This is a genomic window from Catellatospora sp. NPDC049133 (assembly GCF_040648455.1).
In the GTDB taxonomy this organism is placed as follows: Bacteria; Actinomycetota; Actinomycetes; order Mycobacteriales; family Micromonosporaceae; genus Catellatospora; species Catellatospora aurea.
On record NZ_JBEZDT010000006.1, the window covers coordinates 247,278 to 260,704 of the forward strand.

The following is a 13,427-nucleotide window of genomic DNA, read 5'->3' on the forward strand; positions in this document are numbered from 1 at the left end:
GAGCCCTCCCGGGGGAAGGGCAGCCGTCGGTATGTCGTGACGCCCGTAGCCGGCGCCGTCATGGTGTCCACCAGGGTCAGTCTCGCAGGTGGGCGATGTGGCGCATCTTGTTGGTCGCGTCCAGCGCGGCCACCTTGTACGACTCGGCCAGCGTCGGGTAGTTGAACACCGCCTCGACCAGGTAGTCCACGGTGCCGCCGCAGCCCATCACGGACTGCCCGATGTGGAGCAGCTCGGTCGCGCCGGTGCCGAACACGTGCACGCCGAGCAGCTTGCGGTCCTCGGACGACACCAGGATCTTCAGCATGCCGTGCGAGTCGCCGATGATCTGGCCGCGCGCCAGCTCGCGGTAGCGGGACACGCCCACCTCGAACGGCACCCGCTGGTCGGTCAGCTCGTCCTCGGTGCGGCCCACGTAGCTGATCTCGGGGATGGTGTAGATGCCGATCGGCTGCAACTCCGACATCGGGCCCAGCGGCTGCCCGCAGGCGTGGTGCGCGGCCAGCCGGCCCTGCTCCATCGAGGTCGCGGCCAGCGCGGGGAAGCCGATGATGTCGCCGACGGCGTAGATGTGCGGCACCGCGGTGCGGAAGTGCTCGTCGACGCTGATGCGGCCGCGGTCGTCTGCGGACAGCCCGGCGGCCTCCAGCCCGAGCGAGTCGCCCATGCCCTGCCGCCCGGCCGAGTACATGACGGTGTCGGCGGCGATGGTCTTGCCGCTCTCCAGCACCGCGATGGCGCCCTTGGGGTGCTTCTCGACGGCGGCGACGGCCTCGCTGAACCGGAACGTGACCGCCAGGTCCCGCAGGTGGTACTTCAGCGCCTCGACGACCTCCAGGTCGCAGAAGTCGAGCATGCGGCTGCGCCGCTCGACGACGGTGACCTTCGTGCCCAGTGCGGCGAACATCGAGGCGTACTCGATGCCGATGACGCCCGCGCCGACCACGACCATGGAGCGCGGCACGCGGTCGAGTTTGAGGATGCCGTCGGAGTCGATGATGGTCAGGTCGTCGAACTCGACGGTGGCGGGGCGGGCGGGGCGGCTGCCCGCGGCGATGACGATGTTGTCCGCGGTGATCGAGAAGTCTCGGCCGCGTTCGCCGGTGACGTGCACGGTGTGCGGGTCGGTGAACCGTGCCGTGCCGGCGTGCAGCCGTACGCCGTTGCGGGCGAGCTGGCCGCGCACCACGTCGACCTCGCGGCTGATGACGTGTTCGGTGCGGGCGGTCAGGTCCGAGACGGTGATGTCCTCCTTGAGCCGGTAGCTCTGGCCGTAGAGTTCGCGCTGGCTCAGGCCGGTGAGGTAGACCACGGCCTCACGCAGTGTCTTCGACGGGATGGTGCCGGTGTTGACGCTCACCCCGCCGATCATGTCTCCGCGTTCCACCATGGCGACCCGCCGGCCCAGCTTGGCGGCCGCGATGGCGGCCTTCTGCCCGCCGGGCCCGGATCCGATGACGAGGACGTCCACATCACGCATGCCGCATACCTTGGCACGTTCACGTTAACGGCGGGCACCCTCCGAACGGCGATCGTCGCACCGCGCCAGGGATCACTCGCCGACCAGGACATTGGTATGGTCGCCGCGTGCGCAGGAGTGTGTCGGCGGTCGTGCTCGACCAGTTCCACCATCCGACGCAGGTGATCGTCGGTGGGTTCGCGGCCGCCGCGCTGGCCGGCACGGGCCTGCTGTCGCTGCCGCTCGCCACCGAGTCGGGCGAGCCCGCCCGGTTCCTCGACGCGCTGTTCACAGCCACCTCGGCGGTGTGCCTGACCGGCCTGATCCTGGTCGACAGCGAGACGCACTGGTCGGTGGCCGGGGAACTCATCATCATGCTCCTGATCCAGGTCGGCGGCCTGGGCATCATGACCATGGCGACGCTGTTCGCGGTCGCGTTGTCCGGCCGGATGGGCCTGCGGGCGCGGATGCTGGTGCAGGCCGAGACCAGGACGCTGCAGATGACCGACCTGCGCCGGGTGGTCCGCAACGTGGTGGTGCTGAGCCTGGTCAGTGAGGCGATCCTCGCGGCGGTGCTCGCGGGCCGGTTCATGCTCGGCTACGGAGAGTCGCTCGGGCGGTCGGTCTACCTGGGCCTGTTCCATTCGATCTCGGCGTTCAACAACGCCGGGTTCGCGCTGTGGCCCGACAGCGTGATCAGGTTCAACACCGATCCGTGGATCTGCGTGACCCTGGCGGTCGGTGTGATCGTCGGCGGGCTGGGCTTCCCGGTGCTGTTCGAGCTGCGGCACTCGTGGCGGCGGCCGAGCCGCTGGTCGGTGCTGACCCGGTTGACGCTCACCCTGAGCGCGGTGCTGCTGGTCGGCGGCACCGTCCTGCTGCTGGCCACCGAGGGCCGCAACCCGCGCACGCTGGGCGACATGTCCGGCGCGGACCAGTTGCTCAACGCGTTCTTCGCCGCGGTGATGCCGCGCAGCGGCGGGTTCAACTCCATCGACATCGCGGCGATGTACCCGTCGAGCTGGCTGGCGTACGACGCGCTGATGTTCATCGGCGGCGGCAGCGCGGGCACCGCCGGCGGCATCAAGGTCACCACGTTCGGCCTGCTGGCCTACGTGATCTGGGCGGAGCTGCGCGGCGAGCCGTCGGTCAACGTCGGCCGGCGCCGCATCCCGGAGCAGCTGCACCGGCAGGCGCTCACCATCGCCCTGATCGGCGTCGGTGTCGTGGCGGGCTCGACGTACCTGCTGCTGGTGCTCAACCCGCACCCGCTGGACCAGGTGCTGTTCGAGGTCATCTCGGCGTTCGCGACCGTCGGGGTGTCCACGGGCATCACCGCCGAACTCAACGCCGCCAGCCACGCGCTGCTCGCGATCCTGATGTTCGTGGGCCGCGTCGGCCCGCTGACCCTGGGCACGGCACTGGCGCTGCGCGCCAAGACCCGCCACTACGAGCTACCCGAGGAGCGTCCCCTTGTCGGCTGAGAACGGCAACGACCCCGTCGTCGTCATCGGACTGGGCAGGTTCGGCAGCTCGCTGGCTCTGGAGCTGATGCGCCGCGGCACCGAGGTGCTCGCCATCGACCACCGGCCCAAGGTCGTGCAGAGCCTCGCGGGCGAGCTGACCCACGTCGTGACCGCGGACGCCACCGACCTGGAGGCGCTGCGTCAGCTCGGCGTGGCCGAGTTCGGCCGGGCGGTGGTCGCCATCGGCTCGGACCTGGAGGCCAGCATCCTGGCGACGTCGCTGCTGGTGGAGCTGGAGGTGGCCGACATCTGGGCGAAGGCGGTCAGCCGCCAGCACGGCCGCATCCTGGAGCGCATCGGGGCCAAGCACATCGTGCTGCCCGAGCACGACATGGGCGAGCGGGTGGCCCACCTGGTGTCTGGCCGCATGCTCGACTACATGGAGATCGACTCCAACTTCGCGCTGGTCAAGACCCGGCCCCCGCACGAGTACGTGGGCGTTGCGCTGGGGGAGACCCGGCTGCGGCGCAAGCACGGGGTCACCATCGTCTGCGTGAAGACGCAGGGCAGCGAGTTCACCTACGCCGACGCGACGACCGTGCTGCAGTACGGCGACATCATCGTGGTCGCCGGGCCGGTGGACCGGGTGGAGCGCTTCGCCGAACTGCCCTGACCGCGGCGTTTTGATCATCCGGGGACCGGGAACGGGGGAGGATGTAGACAGCGGGCAATCTCGTGCCCGTTCGGTCCCGGGAGGCGGCCCATGACCGCAGACGTCTCGGTCCCTGCGCCGCAGCCGCAGCGCGACGACCCGCACGAGCTGCGCCGGGTGATCACCCGGCCCATGCTGATCTTCTTCATCCTGGGTGACATCCTCGGGGCCGGCATCTACTCGCTGACCGGGCAGGTCGGCGCGGAGGTCGGCGGCGCGATCTGGGCGTCGTTCCTGGTCGCGTTCGTGCTGGCGTTCCTGACCGCGTTCGCGTACATGGAGCTGGTCACGAAGTATCCGCAGGCCGCAGGCGGGGCGCTGTACTGCGACCGGGCGTACCAGATCAAGTTCCTGAGCTTCCTCGTCACCTTCGCGATCATGGCGTCCGGAGTGACCTCGGCGAGCTTCGCCGCCACCCGGGTCGGCGGGCGCTACTTCAGCGGTTTGACCGGGGTGGAGCACCCGCCCACGATCCTCATCGGCACGCTGGCGATCCTGCTGGTCGCGGCCGTCAACTTCTGGGGCGTCGCCGAGTCCATCAAAGTCAACATCGCGATCACCTGCGTCGAGCTGGCCGGGCTGCTGTTCGTCATCGGCGTCGGGGCCAGCGTGCTGGCCCAGGGCTCCGGTGATCCGTCCGCCGCGTTCACGTTCTCCGGTCAGGGGTTCGGCGTCGTCACCGGCATCATGGCGGGCGCGGCGACCGCCTTCTACGCGTTCCTGGGCTTCGAGGACTCGGTGAACCTCGCCGAGGAGACCACCGAACCGTCGAAGGACTTCCCGCCCGCGATGATCACCGGCCTGCTCGCCGCCGCCGTCGTCTACCTGCTCGTGGCGTTCACCGCGGCCATGGTGGTGCCGCTGGACGTGCTCACCACGTCGAGCGGTCCGCTGCTGGAAGTCGTCAAGATCGGCGCGCCGAACCTGCCCGTGTCGCAGATCTTCTCCGCCGTGTCGATGGTCGCCGTCTCCAACACCATGCTGATCAACATGCTGATGGCGTCCCGGCTCCTCTACGGCATGGCCCGGCGCGACGTACTGCCACGTCCCTTCGCGGTGCTGTCCAACCGCCGTACCCCATGGATCGCGATCGCCTTCACCACCGCCCTGTCGATCCTGCTCATGGCGACCGTCAATGACCTGACCGACCTGTCCGACACCACCGTGCTGCTCCTGACCGCAGTCTTCCTGCTGGTCAACATCGCCGCACTGGTCCTGCGCCGCGACCACGTCCGCCACAGCCACTTCCGCGCACCGACCGTCATCCCGGTCCTGGGCGCGATCGTGTCCGCCGTCTTCCTGTTCCCCTTCGTCCGCGAGGCCGGCATCTACCTCCTCGCCTTCTGGCTCCTCCTCGGCGGCGTCGCCCTCTGGGCCGTCAACCGCCTCGTAGTCCGCCGCACACCACCCCGCGACGGCTCCGCCGCCTCCCCACCCCCACTCTGACCCCCCAAGATCGCGACGATCTTGCGTGGGCTGTGGGTGCGACACGCCCCAAACGGGCAAAAGGCCAACAGTTCGCGCAAGATCGCCACGATCATGGTGGGGGGATGCGCAAGTTTTACTCAAGGGTGGGGTGGGGGTGTTTCGCGCGGGTGGGGGTGGCCGTCACTGTGGGTGCACCATCCGCACCACGACGTTGACGACGGGAGCTCGCCATGCGGTCCACCCTTGAGCTGCTGCCCGCTGCCGCCGCGTGCGAGCCGGTCGTCCGGCTCGACCGGTCCCGGCTGACGGACGCGTTCGAGCTGGCCTGTCTGGTGCGGGCGACGTCGCTGACGCCGGACGGGGGAGTGCGGGTGGGTCATCCGCGTCGCCCGGCCACGCCGGCCGGGACGGTCGAGTTCAGCGCCGAGCACGCCGCCCGCCGCATGGGGCAGCTGATGCGGGCGCTGGACCTGCCGTACGCCCACGAGACCGCCGAGGCGGGGCTGCGCCGCCGCTACCTGCTGCACCGGGTCAGCGTTCCCGGCGAGCACCGCGCCGCGTACCTGGAGATCGCCGAAGGCGCCTGGCGGCAGGGGCGGGCGGCGGTGCTGAGCACGGCCCTGGTCGGCCACTCCGCGCCCGCGCACGCCGAGCGGTTGCGCCTGGCCGGCTCCGCGTGGCGCGGCGTGCTGCTGGCCGCGGGCCGCCACATGCGCAAACACATCCTGGGCGTACGCGTCATCGACCAGGATCTGGCCGCGATCCTGGTCCGGGGCGCGCACCTGCTCGGGGCGCAGGCCGCCCTGTCCCGCCAGGCGGGCAGTCTGCTGGTCAGCGTCCCCGCCGGCACCGCCCACCGCATCCTGCACGGCGCGGGCATCCTGCACTGAGCGCGACGTCCGTTGTTGAGGCCTGGCGTCCGGTCTGACGGTCCGGGCGCGCCCGCCACCGAGTGCCGTGCCGACCCGCCTTCCGGTGGCGGCCAAGCTGTCGTTCTGTCTGATAAGCCTGTTTGCATTGGTCGCTGTCGGCCGGATCTGGTGCTTGATCCGTTTTTGTGGACGCTGGACGCCCCTACAGGGGCACCTGGCGTCCACAAAAACGGATCAAGGACTGCGCCATCCGGCGAATCATCGGGTGCGCGACCGGCGGGCATCCGAGCGCGGGCTCAGCTGTCGGCATAAAGTGGGCGAGGCTGGAGAATGTCAGGCTAGCCTGACGGAATGACCACGCCTGACGAGCTCGAACGCGAGCACACCCTCCAGACGGCCGTCACCCGCTACAACGAGCTGCGCTTGCGCGAGGCGCTCGGCGAGGTCGGCCTCACGGTCGACGAATCGCTGCAGGCGCTGGCGCTCGGGGAGCTGATCATCCGCAAGGCCGGATACGGCCGGCAGCTGTCGGTACGCGGCGCGCGCAGTGCCGGGGCCTCCTGGGCGCAGATTGGCGCCGCGCTGGGCATGACGCGCCAATCGGCCTGGGAGGCGCACACCCGCTGGATCAACGACCAGGCCGAGCAGTTCCGCACCACCGGTGTCGCAGGCTTCGACGCCGAGCAGGAGGCGCAGGCCCGAGACCTGGCCGGCGACGGCGACTGATTCCGGCCCGCCGGACCAGGGTGCGTAGGTGCGCTCGCTTCGGGGTGCGGCGCGCGTCGGGTAGGTTCTGCGCCGTGGTCCGTCTGCGCATGCCGTCGGCTGCCGCGCTGGTCGTGGCGGTCCTGCTCGGGATGGGCGCGTGCACCGAGCCCGCGCCGGAACCGGTGCACCTGGACATCGCGACCGGCAGCCGCACCGGGGTCTACTACGTCTTCGGGGAGGCGTACAAGACGATCATCAACCGGGAGCTGCCGCACGTGCGCGCCAACGTCCTGGTGACCACGGCCTCGGCGGAGAACGTGCGGCTCGTCGGCAGCGGGCAGGTGCAGCTCGGCTTCACCCAGGCCGACATCCTGCCCACCACCGGCAACCAGGTGCGGGCCGTGGCGCGCGTCTACGACGACCTGCTGCACCTGGTGGTACGCGGCGACGGACCGGTGCGCCGCCTGGCCGACCTGCGCGGCCGCACCGTCTCGGTCGGCGCGCCCGGCTCCGGCACCGCGATCACCGCGAACCGCCTGCTGGACGTCGCCGAACTGTCCGGCGACCAGGTGAAGATCAGCCAACTCGGCCTGGACGCCTCCGCACAGGCGCTGGCCGCCGGCGAGATCGACGCGTTCTTCTTCTCCGGCGGCCCGCCCGTCAAGGCCGTCGAGCAGCTGGTCGACGCGATGCCGATCCGGCTCGTCGAGCTCGGCGAGTGGACCGAGCCGCTGCGGGTGCGCTACAGCGAGGTCTACGTCAGCCGCGACATCCCGTCCTCGGTCTACGGGCTGGACCCGATCAGCACCGTCGCCGATCCGAACTACCTCGTGGTCGGCGCGGACATGCCCGACGACCTGGTCTACGAGCTGACCCGGCTGCTCATGCAGTACCGCGACGAGCTGGGGGTCGCCCACCCGGCCGCGGGACGCCTCAACCCGCAATCGGCCATCGCCACCGCACCGCTCCCCCTACACCCGGGCGCCGCCCGCTACTACCAGTCGATCAAACCCTGACCTGCCCCGCCGCCCGCCGCCCCGCGCAACCCTTGAAGACTCGCGGCCTTGGGCCGTGTCTGAGGCCGCGAGTCGTCAAGAGTCGCGGCAGGGGGCTGGCTGCCGGTCAGTGGTCGGCCGGTGCTGTGTCGGCTTGCTCGACCTGGTGGATGAGCTGTTTGAGGTGGGAGATCTCGTCGCGTAGGGCGGTCTGGCCGGCGGCGGTGAGGGTGACCCAGGTGCGGGGGCGCTTGCCCTCGTAGCCTTTCTCGATCCGGATCAGCTCGGCCTTCTCCAGCACGGTCAGGTGCTGTCCGAGGTTGCCGGCCGTAAGCTGCAGGGTCTCGCGAAGGAAGCCGAACTCCACCTGGCGGGCCTGGTGCGTGACGGCCATGATGCCCAGCCGGACGCGCTGGTGGACGACGTCGTCGAGGCCGTTGGCCGGATGGTCGGTCATCACGCCTTGGCCTCGGTCGCCGGCCGGAACAGGGCGAAGACGGCGGACCCGAGCAGCAGCACGGCCGCCGGGACGAGCAGGTGCGGCAGGAAGAACCACCGCGACGACGACTGGATGACCTGACCGCCCATGATCGCCACGATAGCCAGCAGCACGACGGTGTACGCCAGCAGTGCCCAGTGGCGCTCGACCCAGGCGAGTACCAACAGCGCCAGCCCGATCACGGCCACGGGGCTGGCCAGCCCGTTGACCAGCCACGCCGCGGGTCCGACCTCGATGTCGGCGGCCGAGGACGGGTCGGCGGGCATAGGAATGAGCGGGTGGAACGTGAGCCAGGTCGACACGGCCGTCATCAGCACGGCCAGCGCGACGCCGACGACGACGTAGGGACGGATCGGGCTGCCGACGCCGCGCCGCCGGGACTGCCTGACGTAGAAGCCCGCGATCACCGCGTAGGCGACGGTGAGCGCGACGGTCCAGTACGCGAGTTCGGCCGGGTTGGGCGCGGGGCAGACCATGTGGTCCGCGTCGGATCGGCAGGCGCTGAAGACGTCCCAATAGGGAGCGTATCGATACACGGGAATCGCGAGGAGTGTGACCATCGCGAGGACCAGCAGTGGAAACCAGGTCCCGCGCTGGGCGACACGGACCTGGCGCGTCAGGTCGCGCACCGACGACAGCAGCTCGTGAGGACTGTTCGCCTGAGGAGCGGACTCGTGTGTCATGCAGTTAGCTTTGCATCGCAGACCAATCCGCGCAAGAGAGCGTGCGGCGAGATTTCGGTGTGACCGTCTAACATCTGCCGATGCGCCGCATCACTGCCGAGCTCGTCGCCCGGCGCACCGATCTGAGGATCGGCTGGGACCTGCGACCGGGCTCGCTGGGGCCCGGTCCCAAATACCGTCTGGCCGGCGGTCGGGTCGAGGCCCTGGATCACCGCTTGGACACGATCGCGGCAGCTGAAGCCCCAGCCGGCAGGCTGCTCAACGCCTCGTCCGATCTGGCCACGGTGGTCATGGCCGGCGACCGTGACCTGACGATCCGTCGTGACGGTGTGGACGTACACCTGCCGGCACGCGGCGCTGATTCCGCGACGTTGCTGCGGGACGGCAGCCTCCTGGTGACCGCGCCGCCCGACGACCTCCCGGTGGGGCGGGCCGTCCAGAAATTCGGCCTCGACGGCTGCCCCCGGGTGCTGCTGGTCAGCCCGGCGGGTGCGGTCCTCGACGAGGCACCGTTGCCGACCGCCGAGCCCGAGATGGTCGCGCTGGCGCATCCGCACGACGGCTCGGTTCTCCTGGACGCGGGCGAGGGCCAGGACGGCAGTTCCGTCTTCCGCGTCCGCGCGGACGGCGACAGGGTGAGCGTCGAGCGCATCCTGGACGACGTGGTGGCCGCCGCCTTCAGCCCGTCGGGAAGCCGGCTGCTGCTGATGCCGCATCCGAGCTTCGGGGAATCGGTCCGCGTCGTGTCCTGGCCGGATCTGACGCTGCTGCACGAACTCACCATGGAGGTGCTCGGCGAGGACGAGGGCTTCGACGTGTACGGGTGCTTCCTGTCCGAGTCCCGGGTCGTGCTGTCGGTGTTCGAGGCGCCGCCGCTGGTGTGCACGGCCGAGCTGCGCCCGGCGGGACGGATCGTCCTGCCGCCTGAGTACGAGGCCGCCACCCCCGTGACGTTGTTCGGGTACCCGGAGCACACGATCGGACTCGACCTCATCCTGTCGAACGGCACCTGGGCATCGACGGTCTGGCGCGTACCGTAACCGGCGGGCCGGGCCGGCTGCCGGGACGTACGAGCTAGGCGGCGGTGTCCAGGCCGGGCAGCCACACCCGGGCGTCGAGGCCGCGCTGGCCGGCGTGGGTCATCGCGAGCTTGCCGCCGGACGCGTCGACGAGCACGGCCGCGATGGTCAGGCCCAGGCCGGAGCCGTCGATGTTCTGCGCGTCCGGGGCCCGCCAGAAGCGTTCCGTGGCCTGGTCGAGCTGGGCGTCGGTCATGCCGGGGCCGTCGTCGCGCACGTGCACCGCGATCCCGTCGTCGGCGGTGCGGACCTCCACCTCGACCCGCCCGCCCGGTCCGCTGAACTTGACCGCGTTGTCGATCAGCGCGTCCAGGGTCTGGTCGAGGGCGGTCGGCACGACGTGCACCAGCGCCACCGGCAGCCCGACGGTCAGCGTGAGGGTGGTGCCGTGGTGGCGGGCCAGCGGCTCCCACGCCGCGACCCGCGCCTGCGCGACCGCGACCGCGTCGATGGTGACCAGCTGGTGCCGGCCGCGTTCGGCGCGGGCCAGGGTGAGCAGCCCGTCGAGCACCGTCGCCAGCCGGTCGGTCTCCTCCAGGGCGAGCCGGTGCTCGCTGCGGCCGTCGTCGTCGGCCAGGCTCGGTCCGAGTTCCTCGACGCGCAGCCGCAGTGCGGTGAGCGGGTTGCGCAGCTGGTGGCTGGCGTGGGCGACGAAGGCGCGCTGACGCTCCATGGCGTCGGCGACGGCGTACGCCATGTCGTTGAAGCTGCGGGTGAGCCGCCGCAGTTCCGGCGGGCCGGCCTGGTCGGAGATCCGGGTGTTGCCGTCGCCGGCGGCGACCTCGTGCGTCATCGCGTCGAGCACGGTGACCGGGCGCAGCACCCAATTGGCCAGGCTGCGCGCGGTGAGCACGCAGGCCAGCGCGGCGAGCAGGCCGATGCCGCCCAGGGCGAGCCACCAGAAGGTCACCGCGTCGCGGACCCGGTCGGCCGGCGACACGATGATCACCATGCCGAGGACCTCGCCGTTGTCGTTGACCGGCACGGCGACCACGATCGGATCACCGGTCCAGGGCAGCACGGACTCGGCCGAGCTGTACTGCTGCCCGGCGAGCGCGGCGCGTACGGCCGCCTCGCCCCGGCCGGGTTCGAGGTGGTAGCTCACCGAGCGGACGAAGGTGCGCCGGTCGCGGTCCAGTACGGCCGCGCCGATGCCGTACAGCTCGTCGTAGCGGGCCAGTTCGTCGCGTACGGTGCCGACGGTGTCGGTGCGCAGGCCGGGCCGGGCCAGGGCGGCGAAGCGGGTCGCGTCGGCCAGCCGGTCGGCGCGGACCAGGTCGGACTCGCGGCTGGCCAGGGTGAGCGCGAGCGGGATCTCCAGGGCGAGCAGGACCAGCGTCATCAGCAGCAGGTAGCTGGCGGCCAGGCGTTGGCGCACGGTTACTCGCCGCGCAGCCGGTAGCCGACGCCGCGCACGGATTCGATGAGCCGCGGGTCGCCGAGCTTGCCGCGCAGGGAGCCGACGTGCACCTCGACGGTGTGCCGGGCGACCCAGGTGGTCTGCCAGGCGTCGAGCAGGATGCGGTCGCGGGTGATGACCAGTCCGGGGTGGCGGGCCAGCGACAGCAGGATGTCGAACTCCTTGCGGGTCAGCGCGACGTCGTTGCCGTCGACGGTGACGGCGCGGGCGGGCACGTCGATGCGGATCCGGCCGGCGACGATGACCATCAGTTCGGGGGAGGCGTACGCGGCCCGGCGCAGCACCGCCTCGATGCGCGCCTGCAGTTCGACCATGGAGAACGGCTTGACCACGTAGTCGTCCGCGCCGACGCGCAGCCCGACCACCCGGTCGCGCTCCTCGCCGCGGGCGGTGACCGCGATGATGCCCAGCTGAGGGCTGCGCGCGCGCAGGGTGCGGCACACGTCGAGGCCGTCGCCGTCGGGCAGGGACAGGTCGAGCAGCACCAGGTCGCAGGGGGCGGCGGACAGGGCCGCGGCGGCGGTGGCGGCGTGCTCGACGTCGTACCCGCGGCGGGTCAGCGCGGCGCTCATCGCGGTGGCGACCCGCAGATCGTCCTCGACCAGCAGGATGCGCAACCTGACCTCCCCTCCACGCCCGTGTGGCCTTCGATGATGCGTCACCGCCGCACGTGGCCGCCAACGGGGCCGGTCCACATCGATTGATGCCTTGACTTGGATCGGTGCCGGTGGTTGACTCGAATTGTATTTAAGAAAGTTTCCTAAACATTCGTGCGCTCGTCCGGCCGGGGGAGAAGGCCGCCGGGCGCAGGTCGTCGCCGGTCCGTCGGTGGGGCGAGGCGACGGCCGTCCCCGGCGATCGTCGCGCGCCGTGCCGCCGCGACGACCGCCGGGCGTGCCGGGCGCCCGGGCGGAGCATGGTGTGTCATGCGCCCGGGCGCCCGGGGCGTACGGTTTGCCGGTGACACAGAACCCCATCAGGTACGCGGTCGTCGGGCGCGGCTGGCGTGCGCAGTTCTTCTTCAAACTCGCCGAGCTGATGCCCGAGCGGTTCACGGTGACCGGTGTGATGACCCGCTCCGTCGAGGCCGCCGCCGAGGTGGCCGGGCGCTGGGGATTGCCCGTCACCCAGGACCTCGGCGACCTGCTGCGCAGCGGCGACCCCGAATACGTCATCACCTCGGTGCCCTGGGGCGTGAACCCCGGCCTGGTCGAGACACTGGTGGAGCGCGGCCTGCCGGTCCTGTCGGAGACCCCGCCCGCCCCGGACCTAGACGGGTTGCGCAGGCTCTGGGCGCAGGTCGGCAAGGCCGAGAAGGTCCAGGTCGCCGAGCAGTACCTGCTGCTGCCCGACCACGCGGCACGGCTGGCGGTGCTGCGCTCCGGCGCCATCGGCGAGCGCACCTCGGCGCAGGTGTCGTCCACGCACGGCTACCACGCGGTCTCGATGCTGCGCGGCATGCTCGACGTCGGCATGGGCCCGGCGAGCGTGCACGCCCGCACGTTCACCGCGCCGCTGGCCGACCCGATGAGCCCGGCCGGCTGGCGCGACGACGCCACCCCGAAACCCGCCGTGAACACGCTGGCCACCATCGACTTCGGCGGCCGCAGCGGCCTGTACGACTTCACCGACAACCAGTGGTGGAACCAGCTGCGCACCCGGCGCATCCTGGTCCGCGGCAGCCTCGGCGAGCTCGCCGACGACCGGGTGGTGCGCCTGCAGGGCACCCGGACCGTGCTGGAGTCGGAACTGCGCCGCCGCCAGACCGGCCGCGACCTCAACCTCGAAGGCTTCGACCTGGACCACATCAGCTTCGACGGCTCCGTGGTCTACACCAACCCCTACGCGGGCGTACGGCTGTCCGACGAGGAGATCGCCATCGCGACCATCCTGGAGGCGACCGGCCGGTGGGCGCGCGGCGAGGCAGAGCAGCCCTACCCGCTGGCCCAGGCCTGCCAGGACCACCTGATCAGCCTCGCCATCGACGAATCCGCCCGCACGGGCCAGACCGTCTCCGTCGGCACCGAACCCTGGCAGTGATCACCGCGCCCGGGTTGCTGCAGTTTCGTGGAAAGCGCAGCAACCCGGGGCGCGGAACCTGCAGTC

Annotated in this window: 13 protein-coding genes; 8 read left to right on the plus strand and 5 right to left on the minus strand. The window is 71.0% G+C overall.

The genetic code is table 11. From position 1 onward, the window contains the following. Positions 1-76: 76 nt before the first annotated feature. Positions 77-1,480 carry a Si-specific NAD(P)(+) transhydrogenase gene (gene sthA / locus AB0B35_RS09140; RefSeq protein WP_361042721.1) on the minus strand — a complete coding sequence of 468 codons (1,404 nt, stop codon included), beginning with the start codon at positions 1,478-1,480 and terminating at the stop codon, positions 77-79. 107 nt (positions 1,481-1,587) lie between these two features. On the opposite strand from sthA, the gene AB0B35_RS09145 reads away from it, so the two are divergent. The 6 genes from AB0B35_RS09145 to AB0B35_RS09170 all read left to right on the plus strand — a co-directional run bounded on the left by AB0B35_RS09145 (position 1,588) and on the right by AB0B35_RS09170 (position 7,661). After that, positions 1,588-2,943, plus strand: a complete 1,356-nt coding sequence (locus AB0B35_RS09145) for a potassium transporter TrkG (RefSeq protein WP_361042724.1) — start codon at positions 1,588-1,590, stop codon at positions 2,941-2,943. Continuing rightward, positions 2,933-3,598: a TrkA family potassium uptake protein gene (locus AB0B35_RS09150; protein ID WP_360527770.1), complete on the plus strand. Its 666-nt coding sequence runs from the start codon at positions 2,933-2,935 to the stop codon at positions 3,596-3,598. The genes AB0B35_RS09145 and AB0B35_RS09150 overlap by 11 nt, the downstream gene beginning before the upstream one ends. Before the next feature lie 90 nt (positions 3,599-3,688). Beyond that, a complete protein-coding gene (locus tag AB0B35_RS09155) occupies positions 3,689-5,083 on the plus strand; it encodes an amino acid permease (protein ID WP_361042726.1) in 1,395 nt (464 codons plus the stop codon). Positions 5,084-5,295: 212 nt separating this feature from the next. Next, a complete protein-coding gene (locus AB0B35_RS09160; protein ID WP_361042728.1) occupies positions 5,296-5,955 on the plus strand; it encodes a hypothetical protein in 660 nt (219 codons plus the stop codon). A gap of 333 nt (positions 5,956-6,288) precedes the next feature. Further along, the gene (locus AB0B35_RS09165; protein ID WP_361042731.1) at positions 6,289-6,663 is read left to right on the plus strand and encodes a hypothetical protein; all 375 of its coding nucleotides are present in this window, start codon (positions 6,289-6,291) and stop codon (positions 6,661-6,663) included. A gap of 89 nt (positions 6,664-6,752) precedes the next feature. Then, positions 6,753-7,661, plus strand: coding sequence for a TAXI family TRAP transporter solute-binding subunit (locus AB0B35_RS09170; RefSeq protein ID WP_361042858.1), 909 nt, complete (start codon positions 6,753-6,755; stop codon positions 7,659-7,661). A gap of 106 nt (positions 7,662-7,767) precedes the next feature. Here AB0B35_RS09170 and AB0B35_RS09175 read toward each other — a convergent pair whose 3' ends face one another. Beyond that, complete coding sequence (locus tag AB0B35_RS09175) at positions 7,768-8,097, minus strand: transcriptional regulator (protein ID WP_361042733.1); 330 nt, start codon at positions 8,095-8,097, stop codon at positions 7,768-7,770. Beyond that, the gene (locus tag AB0B35_RS09180) at positions 8,097-8,822 is read right to left on the minus strand and encodes a hypothetical protein (protein WP_361042735.1); all 726 of its coding nucleotides are present in this window, start codon (positions 8,820-8,822) and stop codon (positions 8,097-8,099) included. Before AB0B35_RS09180 ends, AB0B35_RS09175 begins: the two co-directional genes overlap by 1 nt. 80 nt (positions 8,823-8,902) lie before the next feature. Here AB0B35_RS09180 and AB0B35_RS09185 point away from each other — a divergent pair, with 80 nt between their 5' ends. Continuing rightward, positions 8,903-9,862, plus strand: coding sequence for a hypothetical protein (locus AB0B35_RS09185; protein ID WP_361042738.1), 960 nt, complete (start codon positions 8,903-8,905; stop codon positions 9,860-9,862). 34 nt (positions 9,863-9,896) lie between these two features. Here AB0B35_RS09185 and AB0B35_RS09190 read toward each other — a convergent pair whose 3' ends face one another. Together AB0B35_RS09190 and AB0B35_RS09195 are read right to left on the minus strand one after the other, a co-directional pair. Next, complete coding sequence (locus tag AB0B35_RS09190) at positions 9,897-11,279, minus strand: HAMP domain-containing sensor histidine kinase (protein WP_361042740.1); 1,383 nt, start codon at positions 11,277-11,279, stop codon at positions 9,897-9,899. A gap of 2 nt (positions 11,280-11,281) precedes the next feature. Beyond that, positions 11,282-11,938, minus strand: a complete 657-nt coding sequence (locus tag AB0B35_RS09195) for a response regulator transcription factor (RefSeq protein ID WP_360527795.1) — start codon at positions 11,936-11,938, stop codon at positions 11,282-11,284. A 343-nt stretch (positions 11,939-12,281) separates the two neighbouring features. Here AB0B35_RS09195 and AB0B35_RS09200 point away from each other — a divergent pair, with 343 nt between their 5' ends. Next, complete coding sequence (locus AB0B35_RS09200; protein ID WP_361042742.1) at positions 12,282-13,361, plus strand: Gfo/Idh/MocA family oxidoreductase; 1,080 nt, start codon at positions 12,282-12,284, stop codon at positions 13,359-13,361. Positions 13,362-13,427: the final 66 nt, after the last annotated feature.